General features: G+C 65.5%; 15 protein-coding genes and 1 pseudogene. 3 read left to right on the top strand and 13 right to left on the bottom strand.

Annotated elements, in window-relative coordinates; translation table 11 throughout:
- Window positions 1-53 precede the first annotated feature (53 nt).
- The 12 genes and pseudogenes from dnaK to argA form a co-directional block, all read right to left on the bottom strand.
- A pseudogene (gene dnaK, locus V3596_RS03440) lies at window positions 54-2,018 on the bottom strand (molecular chaperone DnaK); the annotation flags it as partial.
- Between the two features lie 86 nt (window positions 2,019-2,104).
- On the bottom strand, window positions 2,105-2,629 hold the full coding sequence (gene grpE / locus V3596_RS03435; protein ID WP_334276193.1) for a nucleotide exchange factor GrpE: 525 nt from the start codon (window positions 2,627-2,629) through the stop codon (window positions 2,105-2,107).
- Between the two features lie 123 nt (window positions 2,630-2,752).
- Complete coding sequence (locus V3596_RS03430; protein ID WP_334276192.1) at window positions 2,753-3,169, bottom strand: RNA-binding S4 domain-containing protein; 417 nt, start codon at window positions 3,167-3,169, stop codon at window positions 2,753-2,755.
- Window positions 3,166-4,257, bottom strand: a complete 1,092-nt coding sequence (hemH, locus tag V3596_RS03425; RefSeq protein ID WP_334276191.1) for a ferrochelatase — start codon at window positions 4,255-4,257, stop codon at window positions 3,166-3,168. Before hemH ends, V3596_RS03430 begins: the two co-directional genes overlap by 4 nt.
- Before the next feature lie 21 nt (window positions 4,258-4,278).
- On the bottom strand, window positions 4,279-5,247 hold the full coding sequence (locus V3596_RS03420) for an adenylate/guanylate cyclase domain-containing protein (protein WP_334276190.1): 969 nt from the start codon (window positions 5,245-5,247) through the stop codon (window positions 4,279-4,281).
- Window positions 5,248-5,431: 184 nt separating this feature from the next.
- Entirely contained in the window at window positions 5,432-7,702 is a 2,271-nt protein-coding gene (gene rpoD, locus V3596_RS03415) for an RNA polymerase sigma factor RpoD (protein ID WP_334276189.1), read from the bottom strand.
- Window positions 7,703-8,031: 329 nt separating this feature from the next.
- Entirely contained in the window at window positions 8,032-9,966 is a 1,935-nt protein-coding gene (gene dnaG / locus V3596_RS03410; protein ID WP_334276188.1) for a DNA primase, read from the bottom strand.
- A 4-nt stretch (window positions 9,967-9,970) separates the two neighbouring features.
- Window positions 9,971-12,580 carry a putative bifunctional diguanylate cyclase/phosphodiesterase gene (locus V3596_RS03405; protein ID WP_334276187.1) on the bottom strand — a complete coding sequence of 870 codons (2,610 nt, stop codon included), beginning with the start codon at window positions 12,578-12,580 and terminating at the stop codon, window positions 9,971-9,973.
- Window positions 12,581-12,856: 276 nt separating this feature from the next.
- Window positions 12,857-13,156: an H-NS histone family protein gene (locus V3596_RS03400; RefSeq protein WP_334276186.1), complete on the bottom strand. Its 300-nt coding sequence runs from the start codon at window positions 13,154-13,156 to the stop codon at window positions 12,857-12,859.
- A 116-nt stretch (window positions 13,157-13,272) separates the two neighbouring features.
- Window positions 13,273-14,313, bottom strand: a complete 1,041-nt coding sequence (locus V3596_RS03395) for an extracellular solute-binding protein (RefSeq protein WP_334276185.1) — start codon at window positions 14,311-14,313, stop codon at window positions 13,273-13,275.
- 91 nt (window positions 14,314-14,404) lie between these two features.
- A complete protein-coding gene (locus V3596_RS03390) occupies window positions 14,405-14,677 on the bottom strand; it encodes an oxidative damage protection protein (protein WP_334276184.1) in 273 nt (90 codons plus the stop codon).
- Between the two features lie 99 nt (window positions 14,678-14,776).
- Window positions 14,777-16,117 carry an amino-acid N-acetyltransferase gene (argA, locus tag V3596_RS03385; RefSeq protein WP_334276183.1) on the bottom strand — a complete coding sequence of 447 codons (1,341 nt, stop codon included), beginning with the start codon at window positions 16,115-16,117 and terminating at the stop codon, window positions 14,777-14,779.
- Between the two features lie 26 nt (window positions 16,118-16,143).
- On the opposite strand from argA, the gene hrpA reads away from it, so the two are divergent.
- The 3 genes from hrpA to V3596_RS03370 all read left to right on the top strand — a co-directional run bounded on the left by hrpA (window position 16,144) and on the right by V3596_RS03370 (window position 24,491).
- Entirely contained in the window at window positions 16,144-20,061 is a 3,918-nt protein-coding gene (gene hrpA / locus V3596_RS03380) for an ATP-dependent RNA helicase HrpA (RefSeq protein ID WP_416383956.1), read from the top strand.
- Between the two features lie 129 nt (window positions 20,062-20,190).
- Window positions 20,191-22,053: an HDOD domain-containing protein gene (locus V3596_RS03375; RefSeq protein ID WP_334276182.1), complete on the top strand. Its 1,863-nt coding sequence runs from the start codon at window positions 20,191-20,193 to the stop codon at window positions 22,051-22,053.
- Between the two features lie 17 nt (window positions 22,054-22,070).
- Complete coding sequence (locus V3596_RS03370) at window positions 22,071-24,491, top strand: protein kinase domain-containing protein (RefSeq protein ID WP_334276181.1); 2,421 nt, start codon at window positions 22,071-22,073, stop codon at window positions 24,489-24,491.
- Between the two features lie 10 nt (window positions 24,492-24,501).
- Here V3596_RS03370 and V3596_RS03365 read toward each other — a convergent pair whose 3' ends face one another.
- The gene (locus tag V3596_RS03365; protein WP_334276180.1) at window positions 24,502-24,678 is read right to left on the bottom strand and encodes a hypothetical protein; all 177 of its coding nucleotides are present in this window, start codon (window positions 24,676-24,678) and stop codon (window positions 24,502-24,504) included.
- Between the last annotated feature and the right edge of the window lie 41 nt (window positions 24,679-24,719).

Here is a 24,719-nt window from a genome sequence, read left to right as displayed (position 1 = left end):
CGTCAGGCAGGGCCGATATCGACGTCACCGAAGATATTGGCGCGCCGCTCTTCTTACTTGCTGTCCTTGACTTCCTTGAACTCGGCGTCGACGACGTTGTCGTCAGCGGCGGGCTTGCCGGCCGGTGCAGCTTGCGGCTGCTCGGCTTGTTGGGCACCCGCAGCGGCACCGGCAGCAGCTTGCGCGGCTTGCGATTCGGCATAGACCTTCTCGCCCAGCTTCTGGCTGGCCGTCATCAGGGCTTCGGTCTTGGCCTCGATGGCTTCCTTGTCGTCGCCCTTGATGGCTTCTTCCAGGTCCTTGATCGCAGCTTCGATGGCTTCCTTCTCGGCGGCCTCGATCTTGTCGCCATGCTCTTGGAGAGACTTGCGCACGCTGTGCACCATGCCGTCGGCCTGGTTCTTGGCCTGCACAAGCTCGACCTTCTTCTTGTCTTCGACGGCGTTGGCTTCGGCGTCCTTGACCATCTTCTCGATCTCGGCTTCCGACAGGCCCGAGTTCGCCTTGATGGTGATCTTGTTTTCCTTGCCCGTGCCCTTGTCCTTGGCGCCCACGTGCAGGATGCCGTTGGCGTCGATGTCGAAGCTCACTTCGATCTGCGGCGTGCCACGCGGTGCCGGCGGGATGCCTTCGAGGTTGAACTCGCCCAGGCTCTTGTTGCCCTGAGCCAGTTCACGCTCACCCTGGAACACCTTGATCGTCACAGCCGGCTGGTTGTCGTCGGCGGTGGAGAAGGTCTGGCTGAACTTGGTCGGGATGGTCGTGTTCTTGGCGATCATCTTGGTCATCACGCCGCCCAGGGTTTCAATGCCCAGGGAGAGAGGCGTCACGTCCAGCAGCAGCACGTCCTTGCGCTCGCCACCCAGCACCTGGCCTTGGATCGCGGCGCCCACGGCCACGGCTTCGTCAGGGTTGACGTCCTTGCGCGGCTCCTTGCCGAAGAACTCCTTGACCTTGTCCTGCACCTTGGGCATGCGGGTCATGCCGCCGACCAGGATCACGTCGTCGATCTGGCCCACCGACACGCCGGCGTCCTTGATGGCGGTGCGGCAGGGAGCGATCGTGCGCTCGATCAGCTCTTCGACCAGGCTTTCCAGCTTGGCGCGGGTCAGCTTGATGTTCAGATGCTTGGGGCCCGAGGCGTCAGCCGTCACATAGGGCAGGTTGACGTCGGTCTGCGAGGAGTTCGACAGCTCGATCTTGGCCTTCTCGGCGGCTTCCTTCAGGCGCTGCAGGGCCAGCACGTCCTTGGTCAGGTCGACGCCTTGTTCCTTCTTGAACTCGGTGACGATGAAATCGATGATGCGCTGGTCGAAGTCTTCGCCGCCCAGGAAGGTGTCGCCGTTGGTCGACAGCACTTCGAACTGCATTTCGCCATCGACGTCGGCGATCTCGATGATGGACACGTCGAAGGTGCCGCCACCCAGGTCATACACGGCGATCTTGCGGTCGCCCTTGCCGTGCTTGTCCAGGCCGAAGGCCAGGGCTGCAGCGGTAGGTTCGTTGATGATGCGCTTGACGTCCAGGCCGGCGATGCGGCCGGCGTCCTTGGTGGCCTGGCGCTGTGCGTCATTGAAGTAGGCCGGCACCGTGATCACGGCTTCGGTCACCTCTTCGCCGAGATAGTCCTCGGCGGTCTTCTTCATCTTGCGCAGGATTTCTGCGGAGACCTGCGGCGGCGCCAGCTTCTTGCCGCGCACTTCCACCCAGGCGTCGCCGTTGTCGGCCGAGGCGATGGTGTAGGGCATCAGGTCGATGTCCTTCTGCACTTCCTTCTCGGTGAACTTGCGACCGATCAGGCGCTTCACCGCGTAGATCGTGTTCTTGGGGTTGGTGACGGCCTGGCGCTTGGCCGAGGCACCGACCAGCACTTCGCCATCTTCCTGGTAGGCAATGATGGACGGGGTGGTGCGAGCGCCTTCGGCGTTCTCGATCACGCGCGTCGTGTTGCCTTCCATGACCGAGACGCACGAGTTCGTGGTGCCGAGGTCAATGCCGATGATCTTTCCCATTTTTTTCTCCTGAACTGAATGCTTGGATGGAGTGAATCTGTGGACAGCTCGCCGCTATTCAAGGGGCAGCAGCCTGTGAATAAGTTTGTGGACTACTTGGGGGCAGCCACGGTGATCAGGGCCGGGCGCAACACGCGGTCGTTGATCAGGTAGCCCTTCTGCAGCACGGCCACGACGGTGTTGGCCTCCTGCTCGGCTGGCACCATGGAGATGGCCTGGTGCTGGTGCGGGTCGAACTTGGCGCCGGCGGCCGGGTTGATCTCGATCACCTTGTTGCGCTCCAGCGCGCTGGCCAGCTGGCGGCGGGTGGCGTGCACGCCTTCCAGCACGGTTTCGACCTTGGCGTCGGGCGTGGCGATCGCGGCTTCCATGCTGTCCATCACCGGCAGCATGGCTTCGGCGAAGGATTCGACGGCGTACTTGCGGGCCTTGCTCATGTCTTCATCGGCGCGGCGGCGGACGTTCTCCACCTCGGCCTTGGCGCGCAGATAGGCGTCGGACATCTCGGCCAGGCGGGCCTGGGCTTCGGCCAGCTGGGCCTCCAGGCTGTTGTCGACGGCCGCTTCAGGGGCGGCCGATTCGTGGTTTTCTTGCGGGGAGGTGTTCTCGGTGCTCATGGTCTTGGGGCCAACAACGGTGATGCCAAAAGAGGCAAGCGCTCCACATGGGAGCGCTTGCGCTGAAAACAAGAGTCGGATTTTGACATCTGGGCACGGAAAAACCCGTGCTGGAGGCCAAATTCAGTCGATTTGGGCGCTCCAGCGGTCCCATTCGGCCAAACGGCGACGGTCCTGCTTGGTAGGCCGGCCCTGCTCGATGCTGGCGGCCGGTTCGGGCGCCAGGCGGCGGGCCTCGGCTGTCTGCTCGCGCTTGGCGATGCTCTCGGGCGTTTCTTCGTAGAGCGCCTGGGCCTGCGGCGCCGGGCCACGCACATGGCTCAGGCCGCGCACGATCACCTCGCGTTCCACCACTCCCTGGCGCAGCCGTACCCGGTCGCCGAGCTTCATGTCGCGCGAGGGCTTGACGGATTGGCCATTGATCTCGACCCGGCCCTTGCTGATCTCGTCGACCGCCAGCGCGCGGGTCTTGTAGAAGCGCGCCGCCCAGAGCCATTTGTCCAGCCGCAGGCCGTCCTGCTGCGCTTGCTTGTCCTTCATGGCCTGGATTCTGCGCCGGCAGCGAGCGCCCGCTCGCGCTGTTGCAAGTCGGGCTCGGCGCTGCTGGTCGTCGGCCAGCCTTGCAGGTGTTTCTCGGCCAGGGCGGTGAGGGCGCGCATGCCGGCCGGGCTGTCGTTCAGGCAGGGAATGTAGGCGAAGGCCTGGCCGCCAGCGGCCAGGAAGGCAGCACGGGCTTCCTGGTCGATTTCTTCCAGCGTTTCCAGGCAGTCGGCGCTGAAGCCTGGACAGATCAGGTCCACGCTCTTCAGGCCCTTGCCGGCCAGCTCGATCAGGGTCGGCTCGGTAAAGGGCTGCAGCCACTTGGCCTTGCCGAAGCGGCTCTGGAAGGTGACGCGGTAATGGTCGGGGGCCAGCCCCAGCGCCTCGGCCAGCAGCCGGCCGGTCTTCAGGCATTCGCAGTGATACGGATCGCCCAGCGCAAGCGTGCGCGCCGGCATGCCGTGGAAGCTCATCACCAGCATGTCGCCACGGCCTTCGCGCTGCCAGTGGCTGCGCACGCTGTCGACCAGGGCAGCGATGTAGAGCGGGTCGTCGTGATAGCGGTTGATGAAGCGCAGCTCCGGGACGTTGCGGGTCTTGAGCGCCCACAGCGAGACGGCATCGATCACGCTGGCCGTGGTGGCGCCGGAGTACTGCGGATAGGCCGGCAGCACGAGGATGCGCGTCGCACCTTCACGCTTGAGCTCATCCAGCTGCGCCGCAATCGCCGGCTGGCCGTAGCGCATCGCATGCTTCACCAGCAGCTTGTGGCCCCGCTCGCCCAGCATGCCTTGCAGGTACTTGGCCTGTCTGCCCGTCCAGACCTGCAGGGGCGAGCCCTCCTGGGTCCAGATGCTCTGGTACTTGGCTGCCGACTTGGCGGGCCGCACGCGCAGGATGATGCCGTGCAGGATCAGCAGCCAGACGAGCCTGGGAATCTCGACCACGCGCGGGTCAGCCAGGAACTCGGCCAGATAGCGGCGGGTGGCGCTGGCCGTTGGCGCATCGGGCGTGCCCAGGTTGCACAAGAGCACGGCGGTGCGCGGCGCGCTGCCATGCCGGTAGTCCGGTTCTGCGTTGAATGCCATGAGAAGGGGAAGTCGAGGAGGTCAGCCGCGGCTGCGCGGGCCGGTCAGCGAGAGCGGCTCGGTGTCCGAGAAATGCAGCACCTCGAAGCGCACCGTGGGCGAATCATTGTCCATGGGCGGGCCGCCGAGGCCGATCACGCCGCTGCCGTGCAAGGTGCAGTTGCCGCGCTTGAGCGAGAGGATTTCGCCCAGCGGGCCAAAGCGCACGAAGGTGCCGTTGTAGCTGAGGTCGGTCAACGAGAAGGTGCCGGCGTGCCAGTCGATGCGGGCATGCGAGCGCGAGACGCGGCCGTCGGTGATGCAGTAGGTCGCCTGCACGCTGCGGCCCAGCACGATGGGCATGGAAGCGGTGTCGAACACTCGGTCCAGGTCTTGCCAGACGAGGCGGATGCCGTCCGGCTCCACGGCAGGCACGACCTCGCCAAACTGGGTGGCCGCGGCATCGCCCTGCTGCATGGGCTGGTCATAGACATAGACATGCACCGGCTCGACGCGGCCGCGCACCGCGATGCGGTCCAGGCTGCGGAAGCGGTTCTTGCGCGCCGCGGTCAGGCCGTTCAGCACTTCGGCGGTGATCAGGGTTTCGTTGTCGCCGGCATGGTCGATCAGCCGGGCGGCCACATTGACCGCGTCGCCGAAGCAGTCGCCGCCCATCTCCACCACTTCGCCGCGGGCCAGAGCCACTTGCAGCTTCAGACCGCGCAGCCCCGGGGATGCGCCGCGCTGCTTGCCGCGGGCGACCACGCGCTCCAGCATTTCATGCATGCGGATGGCGGACTTGACGCCGTCGGCCGGGCCTTCAAAGACCGCCATCAGGCCGTCGCCCAGGGTCTTGATCAGCTGGCCGTTGCACTCATCGACCGCTTGCGCGATCACCCCGACCGTATGAGTGACCACCGAAGTGGCCTCTGCATTGCCCAGGGTCTCGAACAGTGCCGTGCTGCCTCGAAGGTCAGCGAACAGGACGGTGCGTTCCCGGATCTGGGTCATGGGCGAGGGTAGGGCGGCTGAAGCGTGAAATTGTTCGCAGTGTAGCGGGGCGCGGGCATGAAAAAGGGCCGGATAAATCCGGCCCTGGTGCGTTACTCGCCCTGCGCGCCAGCGGCGGCAACCTATTTGGAAACCTGATTACAGGTTGTAGCGCAACCCGATTACAGGTTGTGGCGCAACCCGATTACAGGTTGTCCAAATAGGTGCGGAGTTTGTCACTGCGGCTCGGGTGCTTCAGCTTGCGGATGGCCTTGGCTTCGATCTGGCGGATGCGCTCGCGGGTGACGTCGAACTGCTTGCCGACTTCTTCCAGCGTGTGGTCCGTGCTCATCTCGATGCCGAAGCGCATGCGCAGCACCTTGGCTTCGCGCGGGGTCAGGCTGTCGAGGATGTCCTTCACCACGTCGCGCAGGCCGGCCTGCATGGCGGCTTCGATGGGCGCGGTGTTGTTGGTGTCCTCGATGAAGTCGCCCAGATGGCTGTCGTCGTCGTCGCCGATGGGGGTTTCCATCGAGATCGGCTCCTTGGCGATCTTCATGATCTTGCGGATCTTGTCTTCCGGGATCTCCATCTTCTCGGCCAGCGTCGGCGCATCCGGCTCGAAGCCGAATTCCTGCAAGTGCTGACGCGAGATGCGGTTCATCTTGTTGATCGTCTCGATCATGTGAACCGGGATGCGGATCGTGCGGGCCTGGTCGGCGATCGAACGCGTGATGGCCTGGCGGATCCACCAGGTCGCGTAGGTCGAGAACTTGTAGCCGCGGCGGTATTCGAACTTGTCCACCGCCTTCATCAGGCCGATATTGCCTTCCTGGATCAGGTCCAGGAACTGCAGGCCGCGGTTGGTGTACTTCTTCGCGATCGAGATCACCAGGCGCAGATTGGCCTCGATCATTTCCTTCTTGGCATCGCGCGAGGACTTCTCGCCCTCGTTCATCTTCTTGTTGATGTCCTTCAGGTCTTCGATCGGCACGACGGCGCGGGCCTGGATGTCGATCAGCTTCTGCTGCAGCTCCTGCACCGGCGGCAGGTTGCGGGCCAGCACGGCGGAGTAGGGCTTGTTGGCCGCGACTTCCTTTTCGGCCCACTGCAGGTTCAGCGAATTGGGCGGGAAGGTCTTGATGAAGTGCTCTTGCGGCATGCCGCACTTGTCGACCACGATCTTGCGCAGCTCGCGCTCGTAGCGGCGCACGTCGTCCACCTGCGAGCGCAGGATGTCGCACAGCTTTTCAATCGTCTTGACCGTGAAGCGGATGGTCATCAGCTCGGCGCTGATGGCGTGCTGGGCCTTGTCGTACGAGGCGGAGCGGTAGCCGTCCTTCTCGAAGGCCTTGCGCATCTTGTCGAAGTTGCCCGACAGCGAGTCGAGCTTGACCAGCGCGGCATTCTTCAGCTCTTCGAGCTTCTTGGTCAGCGCCTTGGAGCCGCCGTTGCCGTCGTCGTCATCGTCCTCGTCGAACTCGTCGAAGTCTTCTTCGGCCACATAGTCGTCGGCCTCGTCGGCGGCCACGAAGCCGTCGACGACTTCAGAGATCTGCATCTCGCCGGCGCGGATCTTGGTGGCGAACTCCAGGATGTGGGCGATGGTGGTGGGCGAGGCAGATATGGCCAGCATCATGGCCTGCAGGCCACCTTCGATGCGCTTGGCAATCTCGATTTCGCCTTCACGGGTCAGCAGCTCGACCGTGCCCATTTCGCGCATGTACATGCGCACCGGGTCGGTCGTGCGGCCGAATTCGGAGTCCACTGTCGAGAGCGCGGCTTCCGCGGCTTCTTCGGCTTCTTCCTCGGTCGAGGTGGTCGTGGCGTTGCCCTGGATCAGCAGCGTGGCAGCGTCGGGCGCCTGCTCGTAGACCGCGATGCCCATGTCGTTCAACATGGAGATGATGGCCTCGAGGATTTCCTCGTTGACCAGCTTCTCGGGCAGGTGGTCGTTGATTTCCTGGTGCGTCAGGAAGCCGCGTGTCTTGCCCATCTTGATGAGCGTCTTCAGCTCATGACGGCGCTTGGCGGCTTCTTCTTCGGTCAGCGCGGTTTCTTCCAGGCCGAACTCGCGCATCAGCGCGCGTTCCTTGGCACGCGACACCTTCATGCGCAGCGGCTTGGCCTTGGGCTTGTCTTCGGCGACCTCTTCGGTCTCGGCCACTTCCTCGACTTCGCCTTCGAGCTCGGCATCGATGTCCGAGAAGTCTTCTTCGTCAGCTTCGGCCTTGGCGGCTTTCTTGCTGGTGGTTTCTTCCTTGGGCTTGCGACCGCGTTTGGGCTTGTCGTCGCCAGCGGCGGCAGTCTTGGCCGCGGCCTTCTTGGCCACAGCAGCCTTGGCGGGCGCCTCTGCCTTCACTGCCTTGGGGGCGGCATCCTTGGCGGCCTTGCTCGCCTTGGCGGCAGGCTTCTTGGCGACGAGTTCAGCCTCAGCGGCGGCGCTGGCCTTGGATGCGGTTTTCTTGGCAGTCATGCAGATCCTTGGGGTCGGTGCGTGTCAATATTTGGGCGGGCAATGCAGCGGCCACCTGGGTCCTCAACCTTCGCACGGCAACGAAGGCGGCCCCCAGGCGGCTTTTCAGGCATGTCGGACCCATCGATATGGTGTCGACATGCGGCGCGTTCAAGTTGGCGTGAACGTTTGCAATTGCAGCCCTGGCGGATAAGGTGGCCTTGATACCTCGATGGGTGCCCAGTTTCGCTGGGTGGCCGGGTCCGGCAAGCAGGCTGCCGTCACTCTTGACGACGCGCGCGAAAACCCTGAATTATCGCCGATTTGTCGAGCAGTTTCAAAAAAATGGCTCAAGCAGCCGGCCTGAGCTGCTTCAGGAGCCGGATCTGCTCGTTCAGCTCGCGGTAGCGGCCAAGGTCTGCGGCGGCGCCGGCGCTGGTGATCAGGCGCTGTTCTTCCTCCAGTCGCGCGATCAGCATCGCTCGGAGCACGGCGCGCAAATCGTCCAGCGCCGCCTCCTCGGCATGGTCCCAGCCGCCCAGGGCCTGGACCTGCTCGATCAAGCCTTCGTCGATCAGGGCTGCCTCGACCACGGTCCAGGCGCCCGGACCATGGTTGACCAGGAAGCGCTCCAGCCAGGCCACCAGCGAACCATGCGGCTCCGGCAGCTCATGCAGGAGGCTCTGGTCTTCAGGGCTGAGCTGCTCCCACCAGACACTGTTGAGCAGCAGCATGCGCAGTGCGACATCGGCCGGGCCGGCCGGAGCGCGCCGCGGAAAGCGCGGCATGTCTGCGTCGGGGTCGCGCTTCCAGTCCTTGCGCCAGGGCTTGCGTTGCGAAGCCTGCTGCTGAAGCTTGCGGCGCGGGGGCTGTTGTGGTGCCGGATGATGCTCGTCAATCGGGCCGAAGTACTCGGGCGGTGGCCCCTCGGTCATCGCGTGCTCGGGAGGGCTGTGGGAAGGCGATGGCCGGGCCGTCGCGACCTGCCAGAAGGACATCAGCTCCTGATCCGGCAGTTGCGCCTTCTTGGCCAGTTCGCCCAGCAACTGGCGCTTGAGCAGGCCATCGGGCAGCGCCAGCCACAAGGGCTTGGCACGGGCGAGCATCCGGGCCCGTCCCTCGGCGCTGGAGAGATCGCAGCCTTCGGCGCTGGTATCGACCAGTTGGCGCGACAGCGGCACCGCGGCCTCGATGCAGCGCTCGAAGGCATCCGCTCCGAGCTCGCGCACATAGGAGTCCGGGTCGTGCTCGGTCGGCAGGAACAGGAAGCGCACCGTGCGCATCTCGTTGATGTGCGGCAGCGAGGCTTCCAGCGCACGCACGGCGGCGCGCCGTCCGGCGGCGTCGCCATCGAAACTGAACACGACCGAGTCAGTGAAACGGAACAGCTTCTGCACATGGTCGGCCGTGCAGGCGGTACCCAGCGTGGCCACGGCATTGCCGAAACCGTGCTGGGCGAGCGCGACCACGTCCATATAGCCTTCGACGACCAGCGCATAGCCGCGCTGCCGGAAGGCCGCCCGGCCTTCAAACAGGCCATAGAGCTCGCGGCCCTTGTGGAACACCGGCGTCTCGGGCGAGTTCAGGTATTTGGGCTCGCCCTTGTCCAGCACGCGGCCGCCAAAGCCTATGGTCTCGCCCTGCACATTGCGGATCGGGAACATCACGCGGTCGCGAAAGCGGTCATACCTTTTTGCCTCGCCGCCTTCCTGCTCCGCCTCGTGCAGGATCACCAGGCCCGATTCCACGAGCAGCGGCTCGTCATACGACGGGAAGGCGCTGGCCAGCGCGCGCCAGCCTTCGGGCGCATAGCCCAGGCCGAAGCGCGCGGCGATCTGGCCGCTCAGGCCGCGGCCCTTGAGGTATTCGACGGCGCGCTGATTGCCCTTGAGCTGCATGCGGTAGTGGGCCGCAGCGCGCTCGAGCGTTTCGCTCAGCGTGGCCTGGTGCTTCTTGTGCTCGGCGGCGCGTTCACGATCCTGCGGCGAGCGCTCGTCGCTGGGCACCTGCATGCCGGCGCCTTGCGCCAGCTCCTGCACGGCCTCGACAAAACCGAGGCCGCTGTACTCCATCAGGAAGCTGATCGCATTGCCGTTCACGCCGCAGCCGAAGCAGTGATAGAACTGCTTGGACGGGCTGACCGAGAAGCTCGGCGATTTCTCGCCGTGGAAGGGGCAAAGCCCCATCAGGTTGGCGCCACCCTTTTTCAGTTCGACGTGACGGCTCACCACATCGACGATGTCGGTGCGGGCCAGCAGGTCCTGAATAAAGCCGGGTGGAATCACCCTTTCAGTCTACCGTGATGGGCTGCCGCACCGGGCCCGGCCAGCCTCCGCGCACAAAGCCCTGAACCCAGGCGGCGACCTCGTCGGCCGGCATCGGCGAGGCGATGCCGCTGCCCTGGCCCTGGGTGCATCCCAGCTTCAGGAGCGCCTGAGCGTGGGCGGGTGATTCCACCCCTTCCGCTATCACGCCACAGCCAAAACTCTGGGCCAGCTTGATGACGCCTTCCACGATGGCGCGGTCCTGCTCATCGGCCAGCATGCTTTGCACGAAGGAGCGGTCGATCTTCAGCACATCCACCGGCAGGCGCTTCAGGTAGGTGAGGTTGGCATAGCCGGTGCCGAAATCGTCGAGCGCAGATCGCACACCCAGGCGGCGGCAGCGTTGCAAGAGCGCATGTGTGGCATCGACATCGGCCAGGGCGGCCGATTCGAGCACCTCCAGCGTCAGGTGGTGAGCGACCAGCGGGTCATGCCGCCCCAGCAACTCCTGCAGCCGCTGGCCGAAATCGGCACTTTGCAGATGCCGGGCCGCCACGTTGACACTGACGTCCAGCCGCAGGCCCAGGCCAAGCCAGGCGGCCGATTGCTTGAGGGCCTGCTCGATCACCCAGTCGCCCACCCGCACACCGAGGCCCGTGCCTTCCAGCAGCGGCAGGAAGTGTGCCGGTGCCAGCAGGCCGCGCTGCGGATGCTGCCAGCGCAGCAAGGCTTCCACGCCCAGCACCTTGGCATGGCGCATGTCGACCTTGGGCTGGTAGTACAGGCGCAGCTCCTGCGAGTCGAGCGCTTCCTGCATGCGCGCCAGGGCCAGGGCCTGGGCTTCCTTGCGGGCACGCTTCTCGGTGTCGAAGAAACGGGCGGCATCGCGGCCATTGCGCTTGACCTGGTGCAGCGCCTGTGTGGCGTGGCGAAGCAGGGTCTCGCCATCGCTCGGGTCCAGCGGATAGAGCGTGGCACCGATGCTGGCGGTCAGGCTCAGGGGGGCTGAACTGCCCGGCAGCACATGCGGTGCGCGCAGCACATTGAGCAGGCGCTCCAGCGCCAGTTGCGCCTCCTCCTGGTTGCGGCAGCGCAGTACCAGGGCGAACTCGTCGCCATTGAGCCGGGCCAGCAAGTCGCGCCATTGGGGTGCGCTGCGCAGCGCGTGCAGCAGGCGCTGTGCCACCTGATGGATCAGCTGATCGCCGGCCGCCTGGCCATGGCGCTCATTGAGCTGACGAAAGCCGTCCAGGTCCACGCAGCAGACGCAGAGCATGAAGCCCTCGCGCTGGCTCAGCGGCAGTGCCTCTTCCAGCATGTGCAGCAGCTCGCGGTGGGTGGGCAGTCCGGTCAGGTGGTCTTGCCGGGCTTGCTGGGCCAGTTCATCGGGCAATGGCTGGCTGCGGCTGTCGGCCAGCGTGAGCACGTGATAGCGCGCCGGTCCCGCCGCTTCCTGGACGCTGGAGAGCGTGAGTTGGAAGGCGCACAGCTCGCCGTCGCTGCGGCGCACGCGGATCTGCCCTTGCCAGAGCCCGGTGGCGCGCAAGGTCTCGCGTACGACTGCAAGGTCGTGGCCGGCATCGCCGAGTACTGCGCTGCTCAGGGGGAGGGCCGGCTGCTTCAGGAGGCGCTCGCGCTCAGCCCTGAGCATTCGGCAGTAGCTGGGGTTGACGTCGACGACCATGAACTGCGGATCGACGACAGCCAGGCCCTCGTTCAGGTGCTGGAACAGGTGGGTGGCCAGCCGTTGGCGCTCTGCCGAGCTGCGCTCCCAGTCCACGTCATGCAAGAGGGTGCGCAGGCGCTCAGCCTTGCCATGGCGGTCTCGCCTGAGCACTTGAAGATGCAGGCGGAAGTCGCGCCATTCGCCACCAGGCTTGATGCGCAGTCGCAGTGTGGTGTCGAAGGATTCCTTGCCGGGCTGGGTTTGCAGCTCCTGCAGGCTTGCCAGGATCGCTGAGCGGTCCAGCGGGTGGCTGTGCTCCAGCCAGCCCAGCCAGTCGCCTTCGGCGCCGGCCCATGCCTGCCAGTTGGCGGAAGCCTGCTTGTGACCAGTCTGCAAATCCCATTCACAGGTCCCGCTGCTGGTCTGGTCGGTCAGGCCCTGCCAGGCGAGTTGTTCCAGCTGCGACTGCTGATAGCGCCGCCCCAGCCAAAGAATGGGCAGTCCCAGACCCAGCACACCCAGGGCGCGGCCCGCAACTCCGAGCCACAGTGATCCGCTCAGGATGTCTGGCGCGACCGGTTCGCTGAGGCTGCGCAGTGCCAGCAAGCCCAGGCTGCTCAGCAAGGGAGGCAGTGCGACGCCAAACACCAGGAAGGCGAGGCGGCCCGACCAGCGGTCCAGTGAGCGCCAGGGCATTTGCCGCAAAAGCATCGCGCCCAGGCCCGGGCCGAGCAATTCGGCAATGGCCTGGAAAAATGCCCACTGCAGGGGCAGATTCCCGAGCAAACCCAACAGCAGCGAAGCGCAAAACAAGGCCGGCAGCAATCGCGGGCCCACGAGGCTCAAGCCCGCCAGGGCCAGGCCGGTGCCGATCAGGTATTCATGGCCGGCCGGGCTCGCCAATATTGTCGGCAGACCAGCCAGAAAATAGGCCAGACCGATCAGCCACGGCGCCAGCCAGTTGGGCATTTTCCGGCGCGCACGGGGCAAGCCAGCATCACCATCGGTCGGCGGGGGCAACAAATCGTCCACGGGAATTGTCAGGCAGGCGGGGCTACAGCAGGCGGCGATGCTAGCAGTGGGTAATGCCCATGCGGGCCGAATATCCCCGGCGGGGCCTGCAAATGGGTGGCAGAGCAAACCCGCGGTGGCTTGGCGGGGCTATTGGCCAGACCGTGCAAAAAGAAAGCCGCCCGAAGGGCGGCTCTTTCAATCAATGCGCTGTCTTGTCCTGTGCGGGCAGGCTCAGACGTGGAAGTCGTCCAGCTTGGCGCCGCCGGAGATTGCGGCCTTCAACCACTTGGGCTGCAGGCCCCGGCCGCTCCAGGTTTCGCCGGTCGCCTTGTTGCGATACTTGGCAGCCACCTTGGTGGTGGACTTGGCGGCCTTGGCGGGGCGGCTGTTCAAATCGGCGATCGTCAGCCCATATTCGGACATCAACGATTTGACCTTGTTGATCGCGTCGGCGCGCTCGCGGTCCTTGGTTTCGGAAATTTGTTGATCGAGTGCGGCGCGTTGGGCCAGCAGGTCTTTGAGCAAAGCCATCGGTGCAAATCCTCGCAAGTTATCAAGAGCCAGCGGTCTGGATTGGCCGATTATAGACACGACCGCCGGCAAACATACTGCGGTGAATATGCAACGAAAGTCACTCGGGCACGGTTTTATTTGAATCCGGCACGGTCCAGCATTTGCTGCACCTTGGGGAAATTCGAGCCAACCACGGCAATCGGGATGGTTTCGGTCTTGAAACTACCCATGGCATCCAGGGCCGGGTTGGCGGGGCGCACGCCCGGCACCGCCGGCCATTCATTGTTGCCATTGGCGAAATAGTTCTGGGCTTCCGTGCTGCTCAGATATTCCAGGAACCTGATGGCGACTTCGCGGTTCTTTGTGTGGCGGGCCACGGCGCCGCCAGCGATATTCACATGGGTGCCCCAGGTCTGCTGGTTGGGGAACACATAGCCGATCTTCTCCACGGCTTCCCTGTCCTCGGGCTTGCTCGAGCGCATCATGCGAGCCAGGTAATAACTGTTGGTCAGGCCTATCGTGCATTCGCCGCTGGCCACGGCCTTGATCTGGTCGGTATCGCCGCCCTTGGGTTCACGCGCCATATTGGCCACCATGCCCTTGAGCAGGGTTTCGGTGCGCTCAGGCCCCAGATGCTCATGCAGCGAGCCGAACAGGGAGAGGTTGTAGGGATGCGAGCCCGAGCGGGTGCACAGGCGGCCCTTGTTCTTCGGGTCTCCGAGGTCCTGGTAGGTCTGCACATCGGCCTTCTTCACGGCCAGCTTGTTGTAGACGACCATGCGAGCGCGGGTCGAGAGACCGAACCAGGCCGTACCAGCGGCCGTGGGTGCCGCGCGCAGTTGGGCGGGGATGCGCTCTTCCAGCACGGCAGACTTGATCGGCAGGAACAAGCCGGTGGCTTCGGCCTGCCAGAGGCGCGCCGCATCGACCAGAAGCACCACATCGGCCGGACTGGCCGCGCCTTCGCTCTTCAGGCGGGCCAGGAGGCCGGCATCGTCGGTGTCCACCCGGTTGATCTTGATGCCGGTGGCCTTGGTGAAGTTGGCATACAGCGCTTCGTCCGTCTGGTAGTGACGGGCCGAGTACAGATTGAGCACCTTCTCGTCGGCGAGGGCGGCTGTGGCCGGGGACAAGGCGAGGGCGGCAGCCAGCAGGCTGCGGCGGGCGATGGACATGCGAACTCCGGACGTTGGGAATGGTCCGGAGTCTATCTCAAACGAGAATGGTTCTTATTTGAGGAGTGTTAATCAACGGAGCGGGTCAGGCTCATGCGGCCGGCGGGACATAGCCCGCCGGCTGCTCAGCGCCAGCGCCGAAGAAAAACTGCTCCATCTGGCGGGCCAGATATTGGCGGGCGCGCTGGTCGGCCAGGTTCAGGCGGTTCTCGTTCACCAGCATGGTCTGGTGCTTCATCCAGGCGGCCCAGGCTTCCTTGCTGACGTTGTCCCAGATGCGCTTGCCCAGCTCACCAGGATAGGGCGCGAAATCCAGGCCCTCGCCTTCCTTCTTCAGATAGATGCATTGAACGGTGCGAGCCATGAGAAACCTCGAATTCGATGGAGAGAAAGAGAATGGCGCGCACTGTAGCGCGCCGACAAAAGCCTGGTTTCAGCTCAGCTTCTTGGCGAAAAACAGAACTTAGCTGAGTTTTTTCACCAGCACCTGCGAGCGCCGGTCCCAGTTGTACTTGCGCTTGCGTTCCTCGGGCAGCCAGTCCGGGTCGACCTGCACGAAGCCGCGCTTGATGAACCAATGCATGGTGCGGGTGGTCAGGACGAAGATGCTCGAGAGGCCCATGGCCTTGGCACGCTGCTCGACGCGCTTCAAGATGCGGTCGCCGTCACCCTGGCCTTGCACGGCCGGAGAGACCGTCAGCGCCGCCATCTCCGCGGTCTTGGCTTCCACGTAAGGGTAGAGCGCCGCGCAGCCGAAGATCACGCCGTCATGCTCGATCACCGTGTAGAGCTCGATGTCGCGCTCGATCTCGGTGCGGTCGCGCTTGACCAGGGTGCCATCGCGCTCGAAGGGCTCGATCAGCGTCAGGATGCCGCCTATGTCGTCCGAACTTGCTTCACGCAGGCTTTCCAGTTTTTCGTCCACCACCATGGTGCCGATGCCGTCGTGGGTGTAGACCTCCTGCAGCACGGCACCATCCACGGCCAGCGGCAGGATGTGCGAGCGCTCGACGCCGGCCTCGCAGGCCTTGACGCAATGCTGCAGGTAGAAGGCCACGTCGGTGGGTGAAGTGGGCCGGGGCAGCCGGGCCAGCATGCGCTTGGCATCGGCCACGGCCAATTCGGTGTCGATGGCGCTTTCCGGGTCCTCCGGGTTCTCGCGCACGCCCGGCACTTCACAGACAAACAAGAGCTTGTCGGCCTGCAGGGCGATGGCGGTGCTGGTTGCCACGTCTTCCATCGTCAGGTTGAAGGCCTCGCCGGTGGGCGAAAAGCCGAAGGGAGACAGCAGGACGATGGCGCCGATGTCCAGCACGCGCTGGATTGCCGAGGCGTCGACCTTGCGGACCACGCCGCTGTGCTGGAAATCCACGCCGTCCACGATGCCCACGGGTCGTGCGGTCAGGAAGTTGCCCGAGACCACACGCACCGCGGCGTTGGCCATGGGCGTGTTGGGCAGGCCCTGCGAGAACGCGGCCTCGATCTCGAAGCGCAGTTGGCCGGCGGCCTCCTGGGCGCAATCGAGGGCAATCGCGTCCGTGATGCGGATGCCGTGGCTGTAGCGGGGCATCTGGCCCTTGGCGGCCAGTTGCTCGTTCACCTGCGGCCGGAAGCCGTGGACCAGCACCAGGTTGATGCCCATGGCGTGCAGGATGGACAGGTCCTGCACAAAATGGTTCAGCTTGCCGGCCTCGACCAGCTCACCGGTCATCCCGATGACGAAGGTTTCTCCTCGGTAGGCATGGATGTAGGGCGCGACCGAGCGAAACCAGGGGACGAAGGTGTGGGGGAAAACCAGGCTCATGTGCGAATTGTGCCGCAGCGTGTGCCATGGCCAGCCAGACACGGCGGGGCGCGGATAATCCGCGCCTCGTGAAAGAAAAGACAGCTCCCACATCCGCAGCGGCCAAGGCCCCCGCGGCGGCTCCGCGGCGCCAGCCTATCCAGGCCAACCCGCTGCCTCCCATCACATTCCCCGATTCGCTGCCGGTCTCCAGCCGGCGCGAGGAAATCGCGCGGGCGATCTCTGAGCACCAGGTCGTCATCGTCTGCGGCGAGACGGGCTCGGGCAAGACCACGCAACTGCCCAAGATCGCGCTGGCCCTGGGGCGCGGTCGCGCCAATACCGGCAAGCTGATCGGCCACACGCAGCCGCGGCGGATTGCCGCGTCCAGCGTGGCCAAGCGCATTGCCGAGGAGCTGAAGACGCCGCTCGGCGAAATCGTCGGCTACAAGGTGCGCTTCCAGGACCGGCTGCAGCCGGGCGCTTCGGTCAAGCTGATGACCGACGGCATCCTGCTGGCCGAGACGCAGACCGACCCACTGCTGAAGGCCTACGACACAATCATCATCGACGAGGCCCATGAGCGCTCGTTGAACATCGACTTCCTGCTCGGTTATCTGCGCGAGGTGCTGCCGCGCCGCCCCGACCTGAAGGTGATCGTCACCTCCGCCACCATCGACGCGGACCGTTTCGCGAATCACTTTGCTTCGGCCAAGGGGCCAGCACCTGTGTTGATGGTCTCGGGCCGCACCTTCCCGGTGGAGCAGCGCTACCGGCCCTTCGAGGAATCGCGCGAGTACGACCTGAACAACGCGATCACCGATGCGGTGGATGAACTGTGGCGTGAAGGCTCGGGCGATGTGCTCGTCTTCCTGCCCGGCGAGCGCGAGATCCGCGAGGCGGCCGAGGCGCTGCGCAAGCACCACCCGCCGGGTGTCGAGGTCTTGCCGCTGTTTGCAAGGCTTTCGCAGCAGGAGCAGGACAAGGTCTTCGAGCCGCACGGCCAGCGCCGCATCGTGCTGGCCACCAATGTGGCCGAGACCTCGCTGACGGTGCCCGGCATCCGCTATGTGATCGACCCGGGCCTGGCCCGGGTCAAGCGCTACAGCTATCGCAACAAGGTTGAGCAGCTGCAGATCGAGCCGACCAGCCAGGCGGCGGCCAACCAGCGCGCCGGCCGCTGCGGCCGCGTCTCCAACGGTATCTGCATCCGGCTCTACGAAGAGAAGGAATTCAACGAGCGCCCGCGCTTCACCGACCCGGAAATCCTGCGCTCCTCGCTGGCCGGCGTGATCCTGCGCATGAAGGCCCTGCACCTGGGTCAGGTGGAGGAGTTCCCCTTCATCGAAGCACCGCCACGCAAGGCGATTGCCGACGGCTACCAGTTGCTCGCCGAACTGGGCGCCGTGGATGATCAGAACGAGCTGACCGCCATCGGCAAGGAGCTTGCCAAGCTGCCGCTGGACCCGCGTGTGGGCCGCATGATCCTGGAAGCCCGTACGCGTGACGCGCTGACCGAGGTGCTGATCATTGCCAGCGCGCTCACCGGCCAGGACGTGCGCGACCGGCCGATGGAACAGCAGCAGGCCGCTGACGAAAAGCACAAGAAGTTCGACGACGAGAAGAGCGAATTCAACGGCTATCTGAAACTGTGGAAATGGCTGGAGGAGTCGCGCGGAGGTCAGGGCGAGCACAAGCTTTCCAACCGTCGCCACGAGCAGCTCCTGCGCGAGAACTTCGTCAGCCCGCGCCGCGTGCGTGAGTGGCGTGACATCCATTCGCAATTGCATACCGTGGTGGCCGAGCATGGCTGGCGGCTCAACGGCGCTCCGGCCACCTACGAGCAGGTGCATCTGTCGATGCTGGCCGGCCTCCTGGGCAACATCGGCCTGAAGGCTGATGACGACGACTGGTACCTCGGCGCGCGCGGCATCAAGTTCTGGCGCCATCCGGGTGCGCACCTTTCCAAGAAGCCGGGCCGCTGGATCGTGGCGGCCGAGCTGGTGGACACCACGCGGCTGTTCGGGCGAGGCATCGCCGCCATCGAGCCGCAATGGCTGCCGGGCATCGCCGGCCACCTGATCAAGACCCAGTTGCTGGAACCGCATTGGGAGAAGAAGGCGGCCGAGGTGATCGCGCTGGAGCGGGCCACGCTCTACGGCATCGTCATCTACAGCAACCGGCGCGTGAACTTCGGCAATGTCGATGCGGCCGCTGCGCGGGAGATCTTCATCCGCGAGGCGCTCGTCAACGGCGAGTGGGAAACACGGCTGCCCTTTCTTGCGCACAACCAGCGGCAGGTGAAGAAGGTCGAGGAGCTGGAACACAAGTCGCGCCGCCAGGACGTGCTGGTGGACGACGAGCTGATCTACGCCTTCTACGACCAGCAACTGCCGGCCGACGTGCATTCGGGCGCCACGCTGGAGCGCTGGTATCGCCACGCGAGCAAGGCCAACGACAAGCTCCTGATGCTCAGCCGCGAAGAGTTGATGCGGCACGAGGCTGCCGGCATCACGGGCAATGCCTTCCCGAAGACACTGCGCCTGGGCGGCGTGGACTGCTCGGTCAGCTATCTGCACGAGCCGGGCGATGCGCGTGACGGCGTGACCGTCAACGTGCCGATCTATGCCTTGAACCAGGTCAGCGAGGAGCGCTGCGAATGGCTGGTGCCCGGCATGCTGGAGGCCAAGGTGATGGCGCTGCTCAAGAGCCTGCACCAGAAGCCGCGCGCGCGCCTGGTGCCGCTGCCGGACTTTGTGGCCGAGTTCGTCGAGTTGAATCCGTTCGGGCAGGGCGGCTTGGTCGAGATGCTCTTGAAGGCGGTGAAGGAGCGCACCCAGCTGGCAATCCAGAAGAACGACTTCAAGCTGGAGCAACTGCAGCCGCATCTGTTCATGAATTTCCGCGTCGTCGACGAGCATGGCCGGCAACTGGGCCAGGGCCGCAACCTCGCGGCACTGAAAGCCGAGCTGGGCTCGCAGGCGCGCTCGGCCTTCCAGGCCTTGGCCGCGCTGAAGCTGCCGGCGGCTGCGCCTGTTGCCTTACCCGCTGCGCCAGCGGCCAAGGGCGGCGTGCGGGCCGAGGTGGCCGCGACCAAGGCGCCCGTCAAGGATGCCAGCGCCCAGTACACGGCCTGGACCTTCGGTGAGCTGCCTGAGCTGATGGAAGTCAAGCGCGGCCCGCAAACCTTGATTGGTTTCCCGGCCTTGATCGATCGCGGTGCGCATGTGGAGATCGAAGTCTTCGACGAGCCCGAGGTGGCGGCGGCCCGGCATCGCCTGGGCCTGCGTCGCCTGGTGGCCTTGCAGCTGAAAGAGCCGCTGAAGTACCTCGAGAAGAACATCCCCGACCTGCAGAAGATGGCCGTGGCCTTCATGAGCCTTGGCACGCCCGAGGACCTGCGCGACCAGATCATTGGCGTGGCGCTGGACCGGGCCTTTCTCGCCGAGCCGCTGCCGGCCGACGAGTTCGCGTTCAAGCGCTGCATCGAGGAGGGCCGCGCCCGCCTCAACCTGATCGCACAAGAAGTGGCCCGCCTGACACTGCAGATCCTGCTTGACTACCAGGCCGCGCTGCGCAAGCTGAAGGACGCCCGCGCGCCCAAGGAGGCGGCTGAGGACATCAGCGCCCAGTTGCAGCGTCTGATACCGAAAAACTTCGTCAATGCCACGCCCTGGGCGCAGGCCCAGCATTTGCCGCGCTATCTGAAGGCAATCGCCGTGCGCCTGGACAAGCTGCGCGCCGACCCGGCCCGTGACAGCAAACTGCTCGCCGAGTTGCGCCCCCTGGAACAGCGCTACCAGCGCCGCCTGGCCGAGTTGAAGGGTCAGGTCGACGGCCGCATGACCGATTTCCGCTGGCAGCTGGAGGAATTGCGTGTGAGCCTGTTCGCGCAAGAGTTGCGGACACCACAGCCGGTGAGCGCCAAAAGGCTGGACAAAGTCTGGAATCAGCTCACGAGCTGAATCCAGACTTTGCCTTTGAGGCCTACTGCTCAGTAGGCGCAAATTCAGGACCAGTTCTGTCGATTGCCCTCTGCCAGCCCCAGTTCAAATAGAGCAAACTCGAACCAACTGTTTCCAAGCCATTTCGACGTGTCCGATATTCCCAGCGCTCCCGGCAATGCCAGCCAGACTTCGACGCCCTTGAGGCGTTTTGGCCGCTTTGAATTGCGTGCCCTGCTCAACAAGAGCATGCGCAGCATGCTGTGGCTGGTGTTTGACAGCCGCAGCAACCAGGAAATGATGCTGTGCATGCCGCGCCAGGCACCCAACAGCCCGGCGGCGCTGGAGCATTGGCTCAAGATGGCCCAGGGCGGCGCGCGCATCCAGCACCCCAACCTGGCCCATGTGGTGGAGGTCGGACAGGTCGAGCAATGGCCCTACCTGGCCTATGACCGTGCCCTGGGAGAAACGCTGGAAGAGCGCCTGGCCCGCCAGGCCAACCCGCTGCCGCTGGACCTGGCCCACTGGCTGGCGCAGGGCCTGGACGGCCTGGCCTTTGCCCACGAGGCCGGCCACGCCCACCGGGACCTGCAAGCCGCCAGCCTGGTGATCGACGCCGCGGGCCATGTCCGCCTGCTGGGTCTGGAGGTGGCGCAGGAGGTGTTCCCGAGCACGGTGGACTTCAATGCCGTGACCCGTCGTGCCGTGCGCGAAGCGGCCGAGGAAGACGTGGTCTGCATGGGATTGCTGCTGCATCGCGGCCTGGGTGGCCGCCTGGTGCTCGATGTCGCCGACCTGCACGAGGTGGTGCAACGCATGCAGCCACGCGGCCAGGAGATGGTGCGGCTGCCCTTCGAGACGCCGCACCCGATCGCCGCACCGCTGCGCGCCATTGCCAATCGCGCCACGGCGGCGCAGGAGCGTCAGCGCTATCACAGCGCCCGCGTCTTCCTGCGCGCGCTGGAAGGCTGGCGCGCGGCCGCCACTCAGGAGGAGGGCGGCCCTGTGGCTGCCATGATCGACCGCATCCAGCGCCTGGGTCATCTGCCCAGCACCAGCAGCAAGCTCCTGCATGTGGCCCAGTCCAGCTCGATGCAGGCCACGCACACCAGCGCGGTGTCCAACCTGATTCTGGAAGACATGGCCCTGTCGCTGGAAATGCTGCGCCGGGTCAACAATGCCTTGCGCATGCAGGGTGGTGCCGGAGACGGCGCCGTGCTCAACATGCAGCGCGCCATCGCGATGGTCGGCCTCAACGGAGTCGAGCAGGCCGCGCGCGCCGTGAAGCAGTGGCCTGGCATCCTGAATGAGCAGAACGCCGCGCGCATGCGCAGCTTGATGCAGCGCGTGCGCCGTGCCGGCGAGATCGCGCAGGCCTTGCGCCCGGCCGGCTACGACGGCGAGGTGGTCTACCTGATCACCTTGATGCAGAACCTCGGCCGCCTGCTCCTGCAGTACCACTTCCCGGATGACGCTCAGCAGATCAAGCAGCTGATGCAGCCGCCGGAGCCCACCGAGGCCAACCCCAATCCTGCCGGCATGACTGAGGAAGCGGCGGCCTATGCGGTGCTGGGCACCGACCTGGAAACGCTGGGCGCTGGCGTGGCGCGCTATTGGTCCTTGGGCGACGAGCTCCTGCACATGATCCGGCGCCAGTCGCCAGACGCGCCGGTGAGATCGGCCGATACCGATGCCGATCTGCTGCGCCTGACCTGCAGCCTGGCGAACGAGCTGGTCGATGCGCTGGCGGGGCCGGAAGAGCGGCGCAAGGCCGGTGTCGAGCTGGCCACGCGCCGCTATGCCCGCGTGCTGGGGCTGGGCCTGCGCGAAGTGATGCTGGCCTTGCAGCCGCCGGCACCGAACAACAACGGCGAGCCGGTGCAGCGTGTCGCGGCCACGGCGGAGTCGCCGAATGCTTCGGACTCGCCGCGCCCCTCCGCATTGCGCAGCCGCGTCGCGGCCAGCGAGCTGGGTGGCACCGGTGACGCGGGGCCCTCCGGGGGCAATCGCTAAGCGGGGCGGCATCCACCATGGCTGCCTCCGATTTCAATGCCTCGCTGCCGCCGCAGATCGGCCGCTTCCGACTCTTGCGCCGGCTGGGCGAGGGTGCGCAGGCAACGGTGTGGCTCGCGCATGACCCGCGCCTGGATCGCGAGGTCGCCCTCAAGCTGCTGAGACCGGGCACCGACCCGTCGAGCGTGGACGAATGGCTGCACGAGGCCCGTGCCGTCAGCCGCCTGACCCACGCCAACATCGTGCCGGTGTTCGAGGCCGATGTGCAGGAGGGCCAGGCGTATCTGGTGTTCGAGTACGTGGCCGGCCTGACCCTGGCCGAGCAGTTGCATGGCAAGCCCCGGCTCAAGGCGCGCGATGCGGTGGAGCTGATGCTGGGCGTGCTCGATGGCCTGCTGGCTGCGCATGCGGCCGGCGTCGTGCACCGCGACCTCAAGCCCAGCAACATCCTGATCGACGCCAAGGGTCGGCCACGGGTGATGGACTTCGGCATCGCTGCGCGCGTGAGCGATGCCGGCAAGCCGCAGCGCATCGTCGGTACGCCGGGCTATATCTCGCCGGAGGCCGCGCGTGGCGAGGCGCCGGCACCGGTGATGGATGTGTTCGCGGCCGCCGTGATGCTGGCCGAGATGGTGTCAGGCCAGCGCCTGAACCACGACCCCGATCCCTGGAAGGCGGTGCGCCGCGTCACCGAGCAGGAGTTGCAGCTGCCGAGCGGCTTGAACGCCGATGTGGACGACAAGCTGCGCGCCATCGTCCAGCGTGGCCTGGCGCGCGACGCCCGGGCGCGGTGGCCTTCGGCCAAGGCCATGATGGATGCGCTGGCCGAATGGCTGCATCCCACGGCGCAACTGGCCGCAGACGGCAGCGAAGGCGGCGACCGCGCGGCGCTGGAATTTCTACTGCGCCGGATGCGGCACAAGAGTGACTTCCCGGCGATGTCGGATTCGATCATGCGCATCCAGCGTCTGACCGCTTCCGAGAATGAGAGCCTGGGCAGCCTGTCCAACGAGATCCTCAAGGACGTGGCGCTGACCCACAAGCTGCTGCGCATGGTCAACACCGCGCATTTCAGTCATGCGGGCGGCGGCAGCATTTCCACGGTCTCGCGCGCAGCGGCGCTCATTGGGTTTGGCGGCATCCGCAACCTGGCGCTGTCGCTGATCGTGCTGGAGCGCATGGAGAACAAGGCCCATGCGCAGCAATTGCGAGAAGAGTTCCTGCGCTCTTTGATGGCTGCGTCGCTGGCGCGCGAACTGAGCCCCAATTCGCGCGAGAGCGAAGAGGCGTTTCTGTGCGCGATGTTCCAGAACCTGGGCCGCGCGCTGACCGAGTTCTATTTCCCGGAAGAGGCTCAGCAGGTGCGCCGCATGGTGCGGCCCGAGCGCAAGACGGGCGGGCCGCAGAACCTGGCGGCGCCGGTCAGCGAGGCATTGGCCTCCACCCAGGTGCTGGGCCTGAGCTACGAGCAACTGGGTCTGGGCGTGGCGCGCCAATGGGGGCTGCCTGACATCCTGCAGCGCGCCATGCGCCGGCCCGAGGGCGAGCCGCCGGCCAAGCTGATGGACAACCCGGTCGAGCGCCAGCGCTGGCTGGCCCGGGCTGCCAATGACGTGGCCGATGTGATCTTGCAGAGCGACCCGAGCGAGGCGCATGCCAAGGTGCGAGCGATGGCGCAGCGCTATTCACGCGCGCTGGGCATCACCGCGGATGCCTTTGACCAGGCGGCAGATCAGGCGCGCCAGAAGCTGTCGCAACTGGCCGTGGCCATGGACATCCTGCCGGCCAAGAATTCACCGGCGCAGAGGCTGCTGGCGCCCTTGACGCCAGCGCCCAGCGATTCGCTCTCGCCGCATCAGTTGCATGCAACCTTCGAGGCCACGCAGGTGTTGCAGCAACCGCAATCGCGCGAGCAGATCGCGCAAGTGCTGGCGGCCGGCATCCAGGACATCACCGATGCCATGGTCGAGAGCGTCAAGCTCAACGAGATCCTGCGCATGGTGCTCGAGACCATGTATCGCGGCCTCGGCTTTGATCGCGTGGTCTTCTGCCTGCGGGATGCGCGCACCGAAACCCTGACCGGCCGCTTTGGCCTGGGCTCGGGCGTGGAAGCGGTCGTGCCCTTGTTCAAGGTGCCCTTGCGCGTGGCGACCGGGGCCTTGCCCGACCTGTTCAGCGCGGTGGCCCTGAAGGGCGCGGACACCTTGATCGCCGACGCTTCCTTGCCCAATATCGCCGAGCGGCTGCCGGTCTGGCATCGGCAGGACTTGCGGGCCGGCAGCTTCCTGCTGCTGCCCATGGCGCTGAAGGGCGCGCCGTTTGCGCTGATCTATGCCGACAAGCCCGAGCCCGGCAGCATCGACCTCGGTGAGAAGGAGCTCTCGCTCCTTCGCACGCTGCGCAATCAGGCGGTGATGGCCTTCCGTCAGGCCAGCTGAAGGCCTGGCCTCAGCGGCGGTCGTGACGGCCGTCGCGGTCGCCCTGGTAGCTGCCGTGATAGCCACCGCGGTGGTCGCCGTAGTCGCGATGACGGTGGTGATGCCCGCCCGGCAAGACGATGCAGCCACTCAGGATCGTGGAGAGCAGGACCGTGGTGATGGCCAGCAGGGTGCGACGCGACTTCATTTGAGGGCTCCGTTGTGGGTGTGAACGTGAGCTGTCAACGA

Origin of the sequence: Roseateles microcysteis, assembly GCF_036880965.1 — a bacterium.
GTDB lineage: Bacteria > Pseudomonadota > Gammaproteobacteria > Burkholderiales > Burkholderiaceae_C > JAUASW01.
The sequence above is the reverse complement of the archived record's forward strand: the minus strand, read 5'-3'. Positions and strand labels throughout refer to the sequence as shown.

Coding starts and splice junctions, on each gene's coding strand:
- grpE (WP_334276193.1), bottom strand. CDS start 2,629: ATGAGCACCGAGAACACCTCCCCGCAAGAAAACCACGAATCGGCCGCC.
- V3596_RS03430 (WP_334276192.1), bottom strand. CDS start 3,169: ATGAAGGACAAGCAAGCGCAGCAGGACGGCCTGCGGCTGGACAAATGG.
- hemH (WP_334276191.1), bottom strand. CDS start 4,257: ATGGCATTCAACGCAGAACCGGACTACCGGCATGGCAGCGCGCCGCGC.
- V3596_RS03420 (WP_334276190.1), bottom strand. CDS start 5,247: ATGACCCAGATCCGGGAACGCACCGTCCTGTTCGCTGACCTTCGAGGC.
- rpoD (WP_334276189.1), bottom strand. CDS start 7,702: ATGACTGCCAAGAAAACCGCATCCAAGGCCAGCGCCGCCGCTGAGGCT.
- V3596_RS03405 (WP_334276187.1), bottom strand. CDS start 12,580: ATGCCCAACTGGCTGGCGCCGTGGCTGATCGGTCTGGCCTATTTTCTG.
- V3596_RS03400 (WP_334276186.1), bottom strand. CDS start 13,156: ATGGCTTTGCTCAAAGACCTGCTGGCCCAACGCGCCGCACTCGATCAA.
- V3596_RS03395 (WP_334276185.1), bottom strand. CDS start 14,313: ATGTCCATCGCCCGCCGCAGCCTGCTGGCTGCCGCCCTCGCCTTGTCC.
- V3596_RS03390 (WP_334276184.1), bottom strand. CDS start 14,677: ATGGCTCGCACCGTTCAATGCATCTATCTGAAGAAGGAAGGCGAGGGC.
- argA (WP_334276183.1), bottom strand. CDS start 16,117: ATGAGCCTGGTTTTCCCCCACACCTTCGTCCCCTGGTTTCGCTCGGTC.
- hrpA (WP_416383956.1), top strand. CDS start 16,144: ATGGCCAGCCAGACACGGCGGGGCGCGGATAATCCGCGCCTCGTGAAA.
- V3596_RS03370 (WP_334276181.1), top strand. CDS start 22,071: ATGGCTGCCTCCGATTTCAATGCCTCGCTGCCGCCGCAGATCGGCCGC.
- V3596_RS03365 (WP_334276180.1), bottom strand. CDS start 24,678: ATGAAGTCGCGTCGCACCCTGCTGGCCATCACCACGGTCCTGCTCTCC.